The following is a 12,936-nucleotide window of genomic DNA, read 5'->3' on the forward strand; positions in this document are numbered from 1 at the left end:
GCTGCTGGCGCGGCATGGCGCCCGCAAGCCGAACTCACGCCGTTTTCAGGAAAAGGCACAGGGCGGCCAGCGAGGGAAAACTCCTCGATCCGCCCCTGAAAGCCTTGAAATCAGGGCATTCGGCCTCGGCCGAACGCGGGTTGTGTACCAGCCCCGCGACCCGGCTGCAAGGTGTCATCTGAGGCTCGCTCGACCGCTGCCGGCCCCACCGCCGCGCCGGCCTGGACCGGGTGGCCGACGGTGCGCGAACGCATGCCGCGAAACGGCTTCTCGACCAGTTCGTGAAGCAGCGCCGCGTAGCCGACAGACAGCACGCCGGCGAAGACCAGGACGGAAACCGTGGACGCACCCTGACGCACCAGCGCATCGATGAACACGTCGTGGCACAGATAGATGCTGTAGGAATATACCCCTATCCGGCGTGCAAGCGGCCAGTTCAGCGGCCGGAACGGCAAGGCCGACGGCTTGTGCACGGCGTAGAAGAAGAACGGCATCAGGGCCAATCCCTGCAGCGAATAGCGGAACGTCGAGCGGAAGAAGTCGCTGGAAACGATGAAGGTCGGCAGCAGCAGGCAGGCCGCGGCGACGAGGATCGGCCATGCCGCCCAGCCCTCCGGGAAACGGAAGCCGCGCCACTCCAGGAGCGCCAGCAGGCACCCGAACAGGATCGAATCGATGCGCGTGTCGCTTGAAAAATAGATCGTCCATTCGTCGGTGCCCCACAGGGCGATGCGCGCGCAGCGCCAGGCAAGCACCAGCACCACCAGCGCGACGATGTGGCGGATGCCGATCGCGCCCCTGAACAGCAAGATGAAAAGCAGTGGAAACAGCAGGTAGAAATGTTCCTCCACGGCAAGGGACCACAGGACCCCGGTGCCGCCTAGCCCCTGATGGGCGGGGCCATAGAGGTTATAATAGTTGCTGAAGAAAAAGATCTGGCTCGCCAGCGAACGGGCGTCGATCTCGCCCGAAATCAGGCCGAACCAGCAGGCCACCGCCGCGAGCGCCAGCGTGACCAGCAGCGGCGGCAGCAGGCGGATCGCCCGGCGGCGGTAGAACGCCGACAGCGAAATCGAGCCGTAGCGATCGGCCTCACGGGTAAGCAGCGTCGTGATCAGGTAACCGGAAAGGAAAAAAAAAGCGTCAGGCCGAAACTGGCGGGGACGAAGCGCGACAGCCCGGCATGCGAAAGGAACACGATCAGGATCGAAACCGCGCGAATGCCGTCAAGCGAGGGAATGGCCTTGCCCGCGGTGGCAGCGGCCGGCGCCGAGAGGCGCGGGCTCCCGCCAAATGTTCCAGCCGTCACGTTCATGCCGTTACCCGCCGACGCGGTCGTGGATGCGTTGCCGATGAAGCCAACGCTTGCGGCAGAACAATACGAGGCCGGCGCGCGAAAGAAAAACCCCGCCACCTCCCCAAATCGGCGACACCGGCCACAGCCATTATGATGAAGGACCCGCCTGCCCGAGACCGATAGAATGGCTGGAGAAGCCACAGCGCAGGAAGACGATGGAGGCGTGGTGACAAGCTATGGCCGCATCCGCTTGGGCAACGTCTCGATTCCCTGGCGCGGGATCGAGTGCTGGGGGGTCCCGATCGCCCTCTATCTGCAAAGCGACGCGACAGGCGGCCTCAGTGCGAATGTGATCCTCCTGCCCGCCTTTGCCATAACGGTCATGCTGGTCGCCAACAACATCGAGCAGATTCTGCTGACGCTGCGGCATCGCCCGCTCATCACCTTCCTGTTCGTGTTGCCGTTCCTTTCGGTGGCCTGGTCGACCAGCGGCTCGATCAGCCTGCGCCGGGCGCTCGCGCTCACGCTTTCCATGGCGCTCGCCTATATCATTGCGATCCGCTTCACGCCGCGGCAGTTCCTGTTCGTCATCGTGGCGGCCCTTTTCCCCGCCCTCCTGTTCAGCCTCGTCCTGCTGGTCGTCGCCCCCTCCACGGTACGGATGCCGGACGGCAGCATCAGCGGCCTGTTCTCGCACAAGAACCTGCTCGGCTGGCATGCTGCCGTGGCGCTGCTGGCGGGCGCGATCCTGACATGGGAGGGGGCGGTTTCGCGGCGGCTAGGGCTTATCGTCGTGGCGACGAGCCTTGTTTGCCTGCTGGCGTCCGGCTCGGCGACGGGCCTGCTGTCGGTGCTGGTCGCTCTTTTGCTGGTGCTTTTCTTCCGCCGGCTCAAGCGCCTCAAGGGAATCGGACGGGTGGCGCTCGTCCTGCTCACACTGAATGGGGCGGGAGCGGCCTATTTCATCGGCTCCGAGATCGTCGTGCCTTCGCTCGCCGCCCTCGGAAAGGACACCAGCCTTACCGGGCGCGTCCCCATGTGGCGGCTGGAGGACGAGGCCATCGCGCAAAAGCCCCTGCTCGGCTACGGCTACCAGGCGTTCTGGAGCGGCGGCAGCAGCGCCGGCTGGAAGATCAAGGCGGAGATCGACTGGGGCAGCCCCAACGCGCACAGCGGCTACCGCGACATATTGCTGTCGTTCGGGCTCCTGGGCTTCGTGCCGTTCATGGTGCTGGTCGTGCGCACGCTGGTAAAAGGCGCCAGCCTGCATATCGCGGCGCCGGACAATAGCTGGCTCGGGCTCAACGTGCTGATCGGCATGCTTTTGACGATCAACGTCACCGAGAGCATCTTCTACATGCCCTACAACTTCCTTTTCATCATATTCGTCGCGGCGCTGCTGATGATCTCCATCCGCAAGCCCGACTTCTATGTGCCCCGCCAAGTAACCGGGTTCTCACCGGCCACCGCCGCGCTGTCCTATAGCCGGCGGTGACCGGCACGCCCGGTCGGATGGTGGAATGAAAAGGAAACTGGTGCTGCCAGAGAGGATTGAACTCTCGACCTCTCCCTTACCAAGGGAGTGCTCTACCACTGAGCTACGGCAGCGTCGCGGGCTGTTTCCTTGATTTTGACGGTTTCGTCAACAGGTGAAAATGCGACTCTGTGCAGAAGATGGCTCAACTGCGCCGGAATAACCGGCAGCAGCGCCGTCGGGGTCGCATCGCGGCGACACCGGGGCGTTGGCTTCGGAGTGTCCCTGATGCGGCCGTCTCCTGCCAAGCCGGCGCGCGCGGAATGGCTTGCCGTACGGGCCCGCGCGCGTAAATTACGTGTGGATCGGCGAGTCTGCGCTGTCGGATCGACATGCGCTCGCCACAATCGCGACCATGACTGCCAACAAGGGTCGGGACGACTACATGGCTCATAAGGACAGCGAAGCGAATGACGCCGCCGCGCAACGCAAGGCGCGGCTGGCCGAGGCGTTGCGCGCCAACCTGCAGAAGCGCAAGGCGCAGGCGCGTTCGCGCCGGGCGGGCCAGGCCGACACCCGGCCTGAAGGGCTCGGCGCCGGCCGGGAGGAAAAAGAGTGATCGCGGGATCGCCGTTGGCGCAAGCCGCCGCGCAATCCTATTTCTTGAACCGGGGACACCGATAGTCTAGAGGACCTCCCTCAACCGATTGAAACCGGCTTGCCTGCCGGAAAGGCTGTTTTTCATGGATCGCATCAGGATTGTCGGCGGCAACAAGCTGGCCGGGACCATTCCGATTTCGGGCGCGAAAAACGCCGCCCTCCCCCTCATGATCGCCTCGCTGCTGACGGACGATACGCTGACGCTGGAAAACGTGCCGCATCTGGCCGACGTCGAGCAGCTCATCCGCATCCTCGGCAACCACGGCGTTGACTATTCGGTCAACGGCCGGCGCGAAAACCAGCGGGAAGGCTATTCGCGTACCATCAACTTTTCCGCCCGCAACATCGTCGACACCACTGCGCCCTACGAACTGGTGTCGAAGATGCGCGCCTCGTTCTGGGTCGTCGGGCCGCTTCTGGCGCGCATGGGCGAGGCGAAGGTGTCGCTGCCCGGTGGCTGCGCCATCGGCACGCGCCCGGTCGACCTGTTCATCGAAGGCTTGCAGGCGCTGGGCGCCGAGATCGACGTCGAGAACGGCTATGTCATCACGCGGGCGAAGAACCGCCTCAAGGGCAACCGCTATGTCTTCCCGAAGGTTTCGGTCGGCGCCACCCACGTGCTGATGATGGCAGCCTCGCTGGCGCGCGGCGAGACCGTGCTCGAAAACGCCGCCCGCGAGCCGGAGATCGTCAACCTCGCGGAATGCCTCAACGCCATGGGCGCGAAAATCTCGGGCGCCGGCACCTCCACCATCACCATCGACGGCGTCGACGGGCTATCGGGCGCGCGCGTGCGCGTGATCCCGGACCGGATCGAAACCGGCACCTATGCCATGGCGGTAGCGATGACCGGCGGCGACGTGATGCTGGAAGGGGCGGAGCCGGACCTGTTGCAGTCGGCGCTCGACGTGATCGGCCAGACCGGTGCCGAAATCACGCCGACCAATGAAGGCGTCCGGGTGCGCCGCAACGGCGCGGGCATCTCGCCGGTCGACATCACGACCGAACCGTTCCCCGGATTCCCCACCGACCTGCAGGCGCAGTTCATGGGCCTGATGACCATGGCCAAGGGAAAATCGCGCATCACCGAGACGATCTTCGAGAACCGTTTCATGCATGTGCAGGAGCTGGCGCGGCTTGGCGCGCGCATCACGCTTTCGGGCCAGACAGCCGTCGTCGAGGGGGTGGCTGCGCTGAAAGGCGCGCCGGTGATGGCGACCGACCTGCGCGCTTCGGTGTCGCTGGTCATCGCCGGGCTCGCCGCCGAAGGCGAGACGACCGTCAACCGCGTCTACCATCTCGACCGCGGCTTCGAGCGGCTGGAAGAGAAGCTTTCCGGCTGCGGCGCGACCATCGAACGTATTTCCGGCTGACGCGCCATGGTTGCGCTGCCGGCGGAGACCGCCTAACAAAAGGCTGACAGCAACCTTTTCGCAGGTGCGAAACACGCATGGACGCCCTCAAGCTCATCGCGCTCGATGAACAGGACCTCGGCATCGTCTCCGCCTGCGCGCAGGACGCCGTCATGCGGGTCGGCGATCTCGAATACCTGCCCGCGGCCAAGCGCTTCATCCTGCCGATGAACCGCTTCGCCTGGGAGAAGCGGTCGAGCTTCTTCCACAAGCACAACGAGCGCCGGCAAAGCGTGTTGCATTTCGACCGGGTGCTGGGCGTCAAGCTCAGCGGGATTTCCCGCGACAAGCCGGCTGAAGTGCTGTCGCTGCTGGCGATCAGCTTCGTGCCGATCCGCGAGCCGGCCGGCATCGTCGAGCTGATCTTCGCCGGCGAAGGCGCCATCATGCTCGAAGTCGAATGTATCGAGGCCCGCCTTGCCGATCTCGGCGGCGCCTGGGAGGCCTCGCGCCCCGCACACGGAATCTGAAATCCATGGCCATCACCCTTCGTCGATCCGACGCCGATTTCGAGCAGCGCTTCGCCGCCTTCCTCTCCACCAAGCGCGAGGTGTCGGCGGATGTCGACGCGGCGGTGCGCGCCATCCTCGCCCGGGTGCGCGCCGAGGGCGACGCAGCGCTGATCGACTACACGCGGCAGTTCGACCGCGCCGATCTCGACACGCTCGGCATCGCCGTGTCGAAAGACGCGATCCGGAAAGCCTATGCCGAAGCCGATCCGGCCACCGTCGAGGCCCTGAAGCTGGCACGCGAGCGAATCCATGCCCATCACAGCCGCCAGATGCCGAAGAACGAGCGCTACCGCGATCCGATCGGCGTCGAACTCGGCTCGCGCTGGACGGCGATCGAGGCGGTCGGGCTCTACGTACCCGGCGGCACGGCAAGCTATCCGAGTTCGGTGCTGATGAACGCGGTGCCGGCACGGGTCGCGGGCGTCGAACGCATCGTCATGGTCGTGCCGGCCCCCGGCGGCGCCATCAATCCGCTGGTGCTGGTCGCCGCCGACCTCGCCGGCATTTCCGAGATCTACCGGATCGGCGGCGCGCAAGCCGTTGCGGCCCTCGCCTACGGCACGCAGACCATCACCCCGGTGTCGAAGATCGTCGGACCGGGCAACGCCTATGTCGCGGCGGCCAAGCGGCAGGTGTTCGGCACGGTCGGCATCGACATGATCGCCGGGCCATCCGAAGTGCTGGTGATCGCCGACGGCTCCAACGATCCGGACTGGATCGCCGCCGACCTCCTGGCGCAGGCCGAGCACGACACGGCGGCCCAGTCGATCCTCATCACCGACGATCCCGCCTTCGGCCGCGCGGTCGAACAGGCGGTGGAGAAGCAACTGGCGCGGCTGTCGCGATCCGAAACGGCGGCGGCAAGCTGGCGCGATTTCGGCGCGGTGATCCTGGTCGATTCCTTCGAGGCGGCGCTGCCGCTCGCCAACCGCATCGCGGCCGAGCACGTTGAACTCGCCATCGACGATGCCGAGGCCTTCCTTTCGCGCCTGCGCAACGCGGGCGCCGTATTCCTCGGCCGCCACACGCCGGAAGTCATCGGCGACTATGTCGGTGGCTCCAACCACGTGCTGCCGACGGCGCGCTCGGCCCGGTTCTCGTCCGGCCTTTCCGTGCTCGATTTCGTCAAGCGCACCTCGGTCCTGAAGCTCGGCGCCGAACAGTTGCGCGAGCTTGGACCGGCCGCGATCGCGCTGGCCACGGCGGAAGGCCTCGACGCCCATGCGCGCTCCGTCGCCATAAGGCTGAACATGTAGCCGCCATGTCGAACAAGGCCGCCGACCACGCCAGGCTGATCGACGTCGAACTCGACGAAACCATCAGTCGTTCGACCCCCGATATCGAGCATGAGCGGGCGGTGGCGATCTTCGACCTGATCGAGGAAAACAGCTTTCGCCCGGTCAACGACGACGGCAGCGGCCCCTACACGCTGAAGCTGTCGCTGGCCGAGCGACGGCTGGTCCTGGCCATCGCGCGCGCCGATGGCGACCCCGTGGTGACGCATATCCTGTCGCTGACGCCGTTCCGGCGCATCGTCAAGGACTACTATCTCATCTGCGAAAGCTATTACGACGCCATCCGCTCCTCGACCCCCAGCCAGATCGAGGCGATCGACATGGGCCGGCGCGGCCTGCACAACGAAGGCTCGCAAACGCTGATGGACCGACTGTCGGGCAAGATCGAGATCGATTTCAATACCGCGCGCCGCCTGTTCACGCTGGTTTGCGTGCTGCACTGGCGAGGATAAACTGTCCAGCCGCCAACCTCGCTCCATCCTCTTCATGTGCGGCATGAATGCCGTACGCTCGCCGATGGCCGAGGCACTGACGCGCAAAATGCTGCCGACGACCGTCTTCGTCGCTTCCGCCGGGGTGCGCAGCGGCGAGCGCGACCCGTTCGTCGACGCCGTGCTTGCCGAAGAGGGCCTGTCGCTCGGCGACCATCGCCCGCGCACGCTGGACGATCTCGAGGACGACTATTTCGACATCATCGTCACGCTGGCGCCGGAAGCCCATCACGCCGCGCTGGAACTGACGCGTTCGCTGGCGGTCGAGGTCGAATACTGGCCGATGCCGGACCCGACGACGATCAGCGGGACCCGCGAACAGATCATGGCCGGCTACCGCGACGTGCGCGAGCGCCTCAAGGCGCGCATCGGCCAGCGTTTCGGCACCGCCGGCCAGCAACCGCACCCTTGATTAAGCGTGTTCACAAACTGCGGATTATACTATAGGTTCCGCGCAAAATTCGCGGCCAGCCGCCGCAAGCCATCCGAGAAAAGGGTTCGAATGCCGAAGGAAGAAGTCCTCGAGTTTCCGGGAGTCGTCACGGAATTGCTGCCCAACGCGATGTTCAGGGTGAAACTCGAAAACGAACATGAAATCGTCGCCCACACCGCCGGGCGCATGCGCAAGAACCGCATCCGCGTGCTCACCGGTGACAAGGTCCTGGTCGAGATGACGCCCTACGACCTGACCAAGGGCCGCATCACCTACCGTTTCAAGTAAGATCGACGATCGGGACGGCCGGACCGGATGAGCAGTTCACAGACGCTTGTGCTTGCTTCGGGATCGCCGCGCCGCATCGAACTGTTGCAGCAGGCAGGCATTGAGCCCGACCGGATCTTTCCGGCCGGCATCGACGAGACGCCGCTCCGGGCCGAGCATCCGCGCTCGCTGGCCAAGCGCCTGTCGAAGGAAAAGGCCGAGAAGGCGCTCGCCGCCCTCACGAAAGAGGCCGACCACGGCGCCGGCTACATCCTTGCCGCCGATACGGTCGTCGCAGTCGGGCGGCGTATCCTGCCCAAGGCTGAAACGGCCGACGAAGCCACCTATTGCCTGCAACTGCTCTCCGGCCGGGCGCATCGCGTCTATACCGGGGTTTGCCTGATCGCTCCCGGCGGCAAGCTGCGCCAGCGCCTGGTCGAAACGCGGGTGCGCTTCAAGCGGCTGCCGCGCGAGGAGATCGCGGGCTACCTGGCCAGCGGCGAATGGCGCGGCAAGGCGGGCGGCTATGCGGTGCAGGGGCTGGCCGGATCGTTCGTGATCAAGCTCGTCGGCTCCTACACCAACGTCGTCGGCCTCCCCCTTTATGAAACCGCGGCCCTGCTCGCCGGCGAAGGCTTCAAGATCCACGCCAACTGGCCGTCGGGCGAGCGCTCGTGAGCGAGGGCGAAAAAGCCAAGGTGACGCCGCTTCGCCCGAGGCGGCCGTGCCCCGAATGCGGCAGGCCCTCGGCGCGCGACACCTATCCGTTCTGCTCCGTGCGCTGCAAGAATGTCGACCTCAACCGCTGGCTGAGCGGCGCCTATGTCATCCCCGGCGAGGACGCCGAGGATACGCCGGACGGCACGCCGGAACAGGACTGACCGGGTCCGATTCGAGGCCTGCCCCAGGGCCGGAAAACAAAGCCCCGGAAGGCTTTGGATTTCTTCGTCGAAATCGCCTTCGCAGCGCTGGACAGGTTCGATTCTCGTGCTATAACCCTCGCGCTTTCAGGGGGCGCGAGGACGTCGCCGAAAGAACGAATGCGGTTTCCCCACGCATCGGCGATGGTTGGCCCAGGTAGCTCAGGGGTAGAGCAGCGGACTGAAAATCCGCGTGTCGGTGGTTCGATTCCGCCCCTGGGCACCATTCCCTTCTCCAACATGGTCCAGCAGTTCCCAATAAACCCGGAATTCTGCGGGTTTCAGGTCATCGTTCGTCCGCTATCGCTCGATGCCATCCGGTTGCATCCGACAGTTTTCAGGGATTGTTGGGGGTACGATCAACGATGATGCGCTACGATACCCCCAGGTGGCCCTCTCTGACGCAGCGATTCGCGCACTCAAACCATCGGTCACCGCTCGCAAGTACGCCGATTCCGAGGGATTGTTCATCTATTTGACTCCAGGCGGCTCGAGTTGCGGCGCTGGAAATTCCGGTTCAACGGCAAAGAAAAGCTCATGGCTTTCGGTAGCTATCCGGCCGTATCCCTTGCCGATGCCCGAAAGCGACGAGATCAGGCAAAAGTAATTCTTGCATCCGGCCGCGACCCGTCCGTCGAGGCCAAACTCGACAAGATCAGGAAAGCGGAGGGTGAAGCGAATACATTCTCGGCGATCGCAGACGAACTGATCGCCAAGGACGAGAGAGAGGGCCGCGCGAAGGCAACGATCTCAAAGAAGCGATGGCTTCTTGACATGGCGCGGTCGGATATCGGGCCGCGCCCGATCGCGCAAATCACACCGGCAGAAATTCTTCAATGCCTGCGCAAAATCGAACGCGCTGGCAACTACGAGACGGCACGTAGGATGAGGGGGCAGATCGGTGCGGTTTTTCGATTTGCGATCGCGACTGCCCGCGCGGAGACTGATCCGACACTCGCCTTGCGCGGCGCACTGACCGCGCCGACAGTAACCCATCGCGCCGCCATACTCGACACAAAGGCCTTCGGCGCCCTGCTATGCGCCATCTGGAGTTATGACGGCCAGCCGGAAACAAAAGCCGCATTACAGCTTCTGGCCTATCTTTTCCCACGACCTGGCGAACTTCGGTGGGCTGAATGGAACGAATTCGATCTGGCTGCTGAAACGCCAATATGGGTAATTCCAGCTGAGAGAACAAAAATGCGGCGCGAACACCGCAAGTTCTTACCGGTGCAGGCGGCGTCAATCCTGCATGAACTCAATCAGATCACCGGCGATGGAAAACTCGTTTTCCCATCAGTGAGGTCGCGGCGTCGCGCGATATCGGACAACACGACAAATGCTGCATTACGCCGAATGGGATTTACAAAAGATGAGGCGACCAGTCACGGCTTTCGATCGTCCGCCTCTACGATGCTGAACGAAAGTGGTCTCTGGTCGGCCGATGCCATCGAGCGGGAGCTTGCACACATGGATCAAAGTGAAGTTCGCCGTGCCTATAACCGCGGCCCACACTGGGATGAACGCATCCGAATGCAAACGTGGTGGGCGGACGAGATCGACCGGATGCGAAATCGCGCCGAGATCATGCCGTTCGAAGCGCGGCGATGAAGGACTTAACCCATAGCAGGCAATCGAGCAGGCATTCGCCGTGAGTCATGGCCCATGGTGACGGCATTGATCGCGGTTGTTTTGCGGCGTGGGCTGGGCGTACCACCGCTGGCAGACTAATGAAGGGCATTGCACATCTGGCCGAAGGCTTCAGCGTCCTGCGTCTCGCGCGCTGTACGGCTCATCCCTGCCAGCGGGCAAGCTCTATGAAAGCGGCCGCGCCTTCGTTCCCTTCGTAAAAAGTGACCTATACGAGCGGCTTCACGATAGCCTGCCGAAGAAAGACCGAGAGGCACTTGCCGAAACGAACGCTCTTCGCCGCGCGGCTGCCGACGCAGCGGCGGCGGCGAATGCGGAACCCGAAAGCTTCACCCTTCCCGACGATTGGTCGAAGATCGTGGTCGGAGATCTTGTACTGGCCTATGACGCCGAGGGCGAAGCCTGGTTTGAAGCCTATATCGTCGAAGTCAAAGGCGTCCACGACCTCCTCCTGCGCTGGCGCGGCTGGCCGGATTTGCCGAACTTCGTTCGAACCCGAACCTGCATCGCTTTGATGCACCCATCCTACCCGATCAATACCGCGCGCTGAGCAACGCCATGGTTGTGCGACCGCAGGCGTCGAGATCATCGACATGGTAGAGCGGGATGCGCCCGCTGTAGGTCATCAGCGGACCGCCGCCGATGCTGGCCAGTTTGTTGAGCGTGGCAACGGCAATCGGGATGCCGTGCTTTTCCATAAGGTAGGCAGGAACTTGTGAGCGGCGTAGACGAGGCGGCATTGGGGATTCGAGCACGATCTTTTCTCGCTAGTCGCCCCTTCGCCAGATATTCGCTTATCGATGGCCGTACGTCTACTGCTTGGATCACTTCGGAAGAACGCGATCAGGTCGCGTCAATCAACAACCCACCGCTCGCCGACACGCAGCCCCAGAATGCTTCCTTTGCTGAGCATGTGGTGGGTCTGCTGATAAGTGCGCCCGATGAATTGGGCGATGTTCTCCACGCCCCAGATCAGGTCCAGCTTGTCGTCGTCTTCCATTTGGCAAAGGTAGCGGAAGGACTGGCGCGCGGCTACTCGACGCGACATGATATGCGACATGGATTGACGCCCGCCCAGCCGGCGCGATGGTGCAACCCTATGCGCAGCCGACTATCGGGAGTCTGTGAGCGCACGATGGGTTGTGATCGAGGACGTCCATGGTTCGCCGCCAGCGCCGTTTGCGGCCGTCCTCGTTTCTGGCTGACGTTGGTCTTTTTGAGCTTCGGCCTACAGTCCCCGCAGTCTGGAAAACGCTCCTGATGGGGCCGGTAGATTAGCCCAAAGACCAACGATTACATCCAGCTTTTCGAGTGACATTGTGGCGAATCTCAATAACCTGTGACTGGGCTACGGGGCAGATTCGATCATGACGCGGCACAACCGCGACAAGGCGCTTCTACGCATTCAGCTTCTTCTCGACCGCTACACGCACGACGCGGCCGAAAAGCCGATCTTCGCTGCTTTTCTCAAACCGCTTGGCATATGCAAGCGCCTTGGGTGTATCGCCATCGCACGCGTCCATGATGAACGACGCAATCTTCGTGATTTCGGCTTTTGTGAAACCTTCACGCACCTTGCCGTGATCGGATTTTGGCAGGAGAGATTCGGCCAAGGTGACACGTCCGGCAGTTTCTAGCTGCCGTCTCAATCTATCCCACACCTCATCGTTGACATCGTTGGAAGGCATTCAGTCTATCCAATCAGTCCCCTATGCATCCGATAGTTGAGGAATTGACAGTGTGCAACCGCTAGACCAGGAAAGTGGCAATCATGGTTAACCGGCATCTCGAAGTTTTGGAGTTCGCGTCGCACATAAATCGGTATCCCGACTTAAAGTCGCTCACCGCCGATTTTTCTCAGTTGATGAGCCAATTCGGCTTAACGTCATTCATTTTCACAGGGCTCCCAAGCGCGGGATACGACGTCGCGCCTCTAATCGTCTGCGACCATTGGCCGGAAGGCTGGACCGATCGCTACCGGGATCAGAACTATTTCGCTGAAGATCCTGTCGGTCGGTGGTCAATCACGAAGCGTCGGCCATTCCGGTGGCAAGATGCACAGAAGGCGACGACGCCGACACCGATCAGACGCCAGATAGCGGGCGAGGCGTGGGAACACGGCCTTGCCGATGGCATCGCCTACCCGCTGCACGGAGAAACATCTGCAGTCGTGTCATTGGCATCGGAAAGTAATCTCTCCATTGACGCTTCCGACGAGGCATCGATTTTTCTTGCAGTCAGTTATTACAAATCAGCGGCCGAGGATATCGAGCGTCTGTCGCGCAAGCATGACAAACCCGCACTCACCTATCGCGACATAGAACATCTGAAGTGGATGGCCGCCGGGAAAACCGCCTGGGAAACTTCCTGCATCCTTTCTATCTCGGAAAGCGCGGTGAAGGTTCATCGTGCGACGGTTCGCCGGAAGCTTGGCGTAGCAACTACAACCCAGGCTATCGCGGTTTCCGTACAGCGCGGCATTATTCCCCTGTAAGTTGTTTTTTGTAGCCGTCCGGACAGTGACG

Annotated in this window: 18 protein-coding genes and 2 tRNA genes; 14 read left to right on the forward strand and 6 right to left on the reverse strand. The window is 62.9% G+C overall.

The annotated features are described in order from the left end of the window. Positions 1-110: 110 nt before the first annotated feature. Together ACFOHJ_RS08895 and ACFOHJ_RS08900 are read right to left on the reverse strand one after the other, a co-directional pair. Positions 111-1,118: an acyltransferase family protein gene (locus tag ACFOHJ_RS08895; RefSeq protein ID WP_378220229.1), complete on the reverse strand. Its 1,008-nt coding sequence runs from the start codon at positions 1,116-1,118 to the stop codon at positions 111-113. Continuing rightward, positions 1,115-1,315: a hypothetical protein gene (locus tag ACFOHJ_RS08900; protein ID WP_378220136.1), complete on the reverse strand. Its 201-nt coding sequence runs from the start codon at positions 1,313-1,315 to the stop codon at positions 1,115-1,117. The genes ACFOHJ_RS08895 and ACFOHJ_RS08900 overlap by 4 nt, the downstream gene beginning before the upstream one ends. A 166-nt stretch (positions 1,316-1,481) precedes the next feature. Between ACFOHJ_RS08900 and ACFOHJ_RS08905 the strand changes: the two genes are divergently transcribed. Beyond that, the gene (locus ACFOHJ_RS08905; protein ID WP_378220137.1) at positions 1,482-2,792 is read left to right on the forward strand and encodes an O-antigen ligase family protein; all 1,311 of its coding nucleotides are present in this window, start codon (positions 1,482-1,484) and stop codon (positions 2,790-2,792) included. 38 nt (positions 2,793-2,830) lie between these two features. On the opposite strand, the gene ACFOHJ_RS08910 is transcribed toward ACFOHJ_RS08905, so the two are convergent. Further along, positions 2,831-2,905: transfer RNA gene (locus ACFOHJ_RS08910), tRNA-Thr, on the reverse strand. Between the two features lie 194 nt (positions 2,906-3,099). Here ACFOHJ_RS08910 and ACFOHJ_RS08915 point away from each other — a divergent pair. From ACFOHJ_RS08915 to ACFOHJ_RS08970, 12 genes are all read left to right on the forward strand, one after another. After that, positions 3,100-3,390 (forward strand): hypothetical protein, encoded by a 291-nt coding sequence (locus tag ACFOHJ_RS08915; protein ID WP_378220138.1) that lies wholly within the window; start codon positions 3,100-3,102, stop codon positions 3,388-3,390. A gap of 124 nt (positions 3,391-3,514) precedes the next feature. Beyond that, a complete protein-coding gene (gene murA / locus ACFOHJ_RS08920) occupies positions 3,515-4,804 on the forward strand; it encodes a UDP-N-acetylglucosamine 1-carboxyvinyltransferase (RefSeq protein WP_378220139.1) in 1,290 nt (429 codons plus the stop codon). 77 nt (positions 4,805-4,881) lie between these two features. Next, positions 4,882-5,313, forward strand: coding sequence for a DUF2948 family protein (locus ACFOHJ_RS08925; protein WP_378220140.1), 432 nt, complete (start codon positions 4,882-4,884; stop codon positions 5,311-5,313). Between the two features lie 5 nt (positions 5,314-5,318). Beyond that, on the forward strand, positions 5,319-6,611 hold the full coding sequence (gene hisD / locus ACFOHJ_RS08930; protein WP_378220141.1) for a histidinol dehydrogenase: 1,293 nt from the start codon (positions 5,319-5,321) through the stop codon (positions 6,609-6,611). 5 nt (positions 6,612-6,616) lie between these two features. Beyond that, a complete protein-coding gene (locus tag ACFOHJ_RS08935) occupies positions 6,617-7,102 on the forward strand; it encodes a UPF0262 family protein (protein ID WP_378220142.1) in 486 nt (161 codons plus the stop codon). Positions 7,103-7,145: 43 nt separating this feature from the next. Beyond that, positions 7,146-7,553, forward strand: a complete 408-nt coding sequence (locus ACFOHJ_RS08940) for an arsenate-mycothiol transferase ArsC (protein WP_378220143.1) — start codon at positions 7,146-7,148, stop codon at positions 7,551-7,553. Between the two features lie 90 nt (positions 7,554-7,643). Further along, positions 7,644-7,862 carry a translation initiation factor IF-1 gene (gene infA / locus ACFOHJ_RS08945; RefSeq protein WP_091517499.1) on the forward strand — a complete coding sequence of 73 codons (219 nt, stop codon included), beginning with the start codon at positions 7,644-7,646 and terminating at the stop codon, positions 7,860-7,862. Between the two features lie 27 nt (positions 7,863-7,889). After that, the gene (locus tag ACFOHJ_RS08950; RefSeq protein ID WP_378220144.1) at positions 7,890-8,519 is read left to right on the forward strand and encodes a Maf-like protein; all 630 of its coding nucleotides are present in this window, start codon (positions 7,890-7,892) and stop codon (positions 8,517-8,519) included. Further along, positions 8,516-8,722, forward strand: coding sequence for a DNA gyrase inhibitor YacG (gene yacG, locus ACFOHJ_RS08955; protein ID WP_378220145.1), 207 nt, complete (start codon positions 8,516-8,518; stop codon positions 8,720-8,722). The genes ACFOHJ_RS08950 and yacG overlap by 4 nt, the downstream gene beginning before the upstream one ends. Before the next feature lie 190 nt (positions 8,723-8,912). Next, positions 8,913-8,987, forward strand: a tRNA-Phe gene (locus ACFOHJ_RS08960). 269 nt (positions 8,988-9,256) lie between these two features. After that, positions 9,257-10,372 (forward strand): tyrosine-type recombinase/integrase, encoded by a 1,116-nt coding sequence (locus ACFOHJ_RS08965; RefSeq protein WP_378220146.1) that lies wholly within the window; start codon positions 9,257-9,259, stop codon positions 10,370-10,372. Between the two features lie 88 nt (positions 10,373-10,460). After that, positions 10,461-10,961: a hypothetical protein gene (locus ACFOHJ_RS08970; protein WP_378220147.1), complete on the forward strand. Its 501-nt coding sequence runs from the start codon at positions 10,461-10,463 to the stop codon at positions 10,959-10,961. Here the strand turns inward: ACFOHJ_RS08970 and ACFOHJ_RS08975 are convergent. From ACFOHJ_RS08975 to ACFOHJ_RS08985, 3 genes are all read right to left on the reverse strand, one after another. Then, entirely contained in the window at positions 10,945-11,109 is a 165-nt protein-coding gene (locus tag ACFOHJ_RS08975) for a hypothetical protein (protein WP_378220148.1), read from the reverse strand. The two genes, ACFOHJ_RS08970 and ACFOHJ_RS08975, sit on opposite strands and share 17 nt — an antisense overlap. Positions 11,110-11,264: 155 nt before the next feature. Next, entirely contained in the window at positions 11,265-11,471 is a 207-nt protein-coding gene (locus ACFOHJ_RS08980; RefSeq protein ID WP_378220149.1) for a hypothetical protein, read from the reverse strand. 337 nt (positions 11,472-11,808) lie between these two features. After that, positions 11,809-12,099 (reverse strand): hypothetical protein, encoded by a 291-nt coding sequence (locus ACFOHJ_RS08985; protein ID WP_378220150.1) that lies wholly within the window; start codon positions 12,097-12,099, stop codon positions 11,809-11,811. Between the two features lie 83 nt (positions 12,100-12,182). Between ACFOHJ_RS08985 and ACFOHJ_RS08990 the strand changes: the two genes are divergently transcribed. Continuing rightward, positions 12,183-12,905, forward strand: a complete 723-nt coding sequence (locus tag ACFOHJ_RS08990) for a LuxR family transcriptional regulator (RefSeq protein WP_378220151.1) — start codon at positions 12,183-12,185, stop codon at positions 12,903-12,905. Positions 12,906-12,936: the final 31 nt, after the last annotated feature.

It is taken from the genome of Aquamicrobium soli (assembly GCF_042646345.1).
In the GTDB taxonomy this organism is placed as follows: Bacteria; Pseudomonadota; Alphaproteobacteria; order Rhizobiales; family Rhizobiaceae; genus Mesorhizobium; species Mesorhizobium soli_A.